The organism is Halobacillus litoralis (assembly GCF_020171725.1).
Classification (GTDB): Bacteria; Bacillota; Bacilli; order Bacillales; family Halobacillaceae; genus Halobacillus; species Halobacillus litoralis_F.
In genome coordinates this window covers 1-2,717 of sequence record NZ_JAIVAJ010000018.1, presented here as the reverse complement: position 1 = coordinate 2,717, position 2,717 = coordinate 1, and the positions used below count along the sequence as shown (strand labels likewise).

At 42.8% G+C, this 2,717-nt stretch carries 3 protein-coding genes and 2 rRNA genes; 1 reads left to right on the top strand and 4 read right to left on the bottom strand.

All coding sequences use genetic code 11. The features are described from left to right. Positions 1–96: ribosomal RNA gene (locus LCM20_RS19915) — 16S ribosomal RNA — on the bottom strand; the annotation flags it as partial. Positions 97–535: 439 nt separating this feature from the next. Here LCM20_RS19915 and LCM20_RS19910 point away from each other — a divergent pair. Beyond that, positions 536–1,078 (top strand): GNAT family N-acetyltransferase, encoded by a 543-nt coding sequence (locus LCM20_RS19910; RefSeq protein WP_225197232.1) that lies wholly within the window; start codon positions 536–538, stop codon positions 1,076–1,078. A 236-nt stretch (positions 1,079–1,314) separates the two neighbouring features. Here the strand turns inward: LCM20_RS19910 and LCM20_RS19905 are convergent, their stop codons facing one another. The 3 genes from LCM20_RS19905 to rrf all read right to left on the bottom strand — a co-directional run. Continuing rightward, a complete protein-coding gene (locus LCM20_RS19905) occupies positions 1,315–1,812 on the bottom strand; it encodes a hypothetical protein (protein ID WP_225197231.1) in 498 nt (165 codons plus the stop codon). A 110-nt stretch (positions 1,813–1,922) separates the two neighbouring features. Further along, complete coding sequence (locus tag LCM20_RS19900; RefSeq protein WP_225197230.1) at positions 1,923–2,216, bottom strand: hypothetical protein; 294 nt, start codon at positions 2,214–2,216, stop codon at positions 1,923–1,925. A 406-nt stretch (positions 2,217–2,622) separates the two neighbouring features. Next, positions 2,623–2,717: ribosomal RNA gene (gene rrf / locus LCM20_RS19895) — 5S ribosomal RNA — on the bottom strand; the annotation flags it as partial.

Genomic DNA, 2,717 nt, shown 5'->3' with positions numbered 1-2,717 from the left:
CACCCCGAAGGGATCAGCTTGCTTCCCGCGCTCGACTTGCATGTATTAGGCACGCCGCCAGCGTTCGTCCTGAGCCAGGATCAAACTCTCCATAAAAGTTAAGTTTGACTTGCTCATTTGCACATCGAAATGTGCTCGTTGTCTTTTCTTCACTAAGAAGAAAATATTGACGTACTGGTTGGTTCGTTCAGTTTTCAAAGATCAAAATGTTGTGTGCTGTTCAAAACAGCGACTCAACCATCTTATCACGTTTTGTTGTTTGATGTCAACAACTTTTTTGTGATTTTTTATTTCGTGTTTGTCGGTGTCTTTCAACGCGACATCTACTAATATATCACGAATGAATCTAGTAAGTCAATCACTTTTTTCATTTCGTTCAGCGCCGCTCTCAAAGCGACAGTTAATAATATACCATCGAATGCTCTGGTTATGCAATACCTTTTTTCAATTTAGATTAAAAAAACAGCAGATACTTGAATTATGAAAAAAATGGTAGAATAAAAGGGTGTTTATTCTAGTTGAGGAGGCATGCGGTTTGGGTATATATGAAACCTTCCATATCAAAGGGTTGTCTTACACAGTGCGCCAGGCGGTTGAAACGGATGCAGAGCAATTGGAGAAGATACGGTTGAAGGTTGATGGAGAAACCGAACACCTGGACCGGGAACCTGGAGAAGACTACTTGGACCATGAATCTTTTAAAGCCATCATAAAAGATGATTTAGAAAAAACAAATCACTTGTTCTTACTAGCTGAATCGAACGGGGAGGTCATTGCCTATTCAAGATGCGCAGGATCACACCTAAAGCGACTGGCCCACAAAGTCGAATTCGGAATTGGTGTATTGAAAGATTACTGGGGATATAAGGTCGGCCACCACTTGCTTGCCGCCTCAATGCAATGGGCAGATGATCACAACATCAAGAAGGTGACGTTGACGGTCCTTGAGAGAAACGAGTCGGCAGTCCGGTTGTATGAACGACACGGGTTCCAAACGGAAGGAGTTTTACGAAACGACAAATTCCTCTCTGATGGTAACTATCATGCTTCCTTCGTGATGGGCAGAATCAAATCTTAACATATAAGGTGAGCGGACATCCTTTTCTTCTATACTTAGGGATCCGGCCATTATACAGTGCTAAGCTTAAGAGTGTAGGAAGGGGTTGATAAGTATAGTAACGAATTGGTCGTATTAATCTCCACTTCCTTTGATACTAAACAAAAACCGGGCGCTGCATTCTGGAGTGGATGCAGCGCCCGACTTATTAGGTTGGAATCGCTATGTTTCTATGTAATAGACGGCTGACCCAACCCTCATGTATTAGCGGCATTGGACCTTCGTTTTTGAATTGCGTTTACACCCATAACCACCGCAATCAATTCTTCTGTCGCAAGAGAGTCCGAGTGGTTTTGAAGTTCGTAGGCAGATGCTTGAAAGAATCCGCTTACTTTGTGGAATACGGCAACTGTCGATTCACTTTCATCATAGATGGTATATTCCCCCGACAAAGCTGGCGACTCGATTTCGAACCTTCCACGATCCGTTTCATAGCAGTATCGTTTTGAGAAAAATGAGAAGGACGCTTTAACGGAGCCAAGTTCGCTTCCTCCAGGGTAACTTACAGACCAACGACCTGACAAAAAAGGAAAAGCTGCTTCGATGACAACTTCACCTTCTTGATTCTCTATATTTACACTTGATGTAAAGGCGCTTTTTAAGTCGAGAGTCCCTACTCGATCCCGAGATTCATTGTAGATCTCCGTTCGCCCAGCTGAAAAAAATTGATCTGAGAAATACACGTTTCTTTCCATCTCTATCACTCCTTCTTTCATTTACGAACCTGAACAGGGTGACGTTTCAATAAATGAGAAAGAAATAAGAACTGGCACTTGCAGATCCAAGTGATCTAGTAGAGGTTCGTTTATCTTTCAATCGGTTCAATCGTGTACAGCTCCCCTCTATAAGGAGTGTTTCGATTCCAGACAAAACTTACAGCATATCTCCTGTTTTCCTCCACTAGTTGATATTCATTGCGCGTCACTTCGATTTTCTGATCTTCTAATAGTAGAAAGTAGTCGTGATCTTCCTGAAGCTTTTGTTTCACTACAAATACACCAGAAGTCGTAACCTCTTGTGTTTGGTACGTCACGAGCATCGTCATCAAAACGACCGATGAGAGAATAAATATGGACGTAAGCTTTCCAGACAAACTCATTTTTGAATGGTTACTTTCGCGTATGGATTTAATGACGAAGTAGAGATATGTTGCCAAGGCAAAGGGCAGAATTATGATACACACGGTGAAAACACCAAACATCATTTCGTGTAGAGGATAATAAACTCTTGAGAAAGCTTGGGCTTTTCCAAGCTGGAATGCAGTAAAACCTATGTAAAACGTACCCAGAACCCAAAAAAGAGCCCGCCTCTGTGCTTTATATAATTCCGTCTGACCTCTTTGAAGTTTACTATGATGCTGCCTCCTGGTAGTCAATGCAAGAATAGCCATGACCTACATTCCAATCACAACAGCCTGCAGCAATCCTGCCACAATCAACTCCTCCTTTATTTTCTTATAACGAAAAAGCCCCTCAGAGGAGATCCTCTAAGGGGCTTTTCTAATGACGTGGCGGCGTCCTACTCTCACGGGGGTAAACCCGACTACCATCGGCGCTGAAGAGCTTAACTGCTGTGTTCGGCATGGGAACAGGTGTGACCT

Excerpts from the sequence above, each read along its gene's own strand:
- LCM20_RS19905 (WP_225197231.1), bottom strand. The coding sequence starts at position 1,812 with ATGGAAAGAAACGTGTATTTCTCAGATCAATTTTTTTCAGCTGGGCGA.
- LCM20_RS19900 (WP_225197230.1), bottom strand. The coding sequence starts at position 2,216 with ATGAGTTTGTCTGGAAAGCTTACGTCCATATTTATTCTCTCATCGGTC.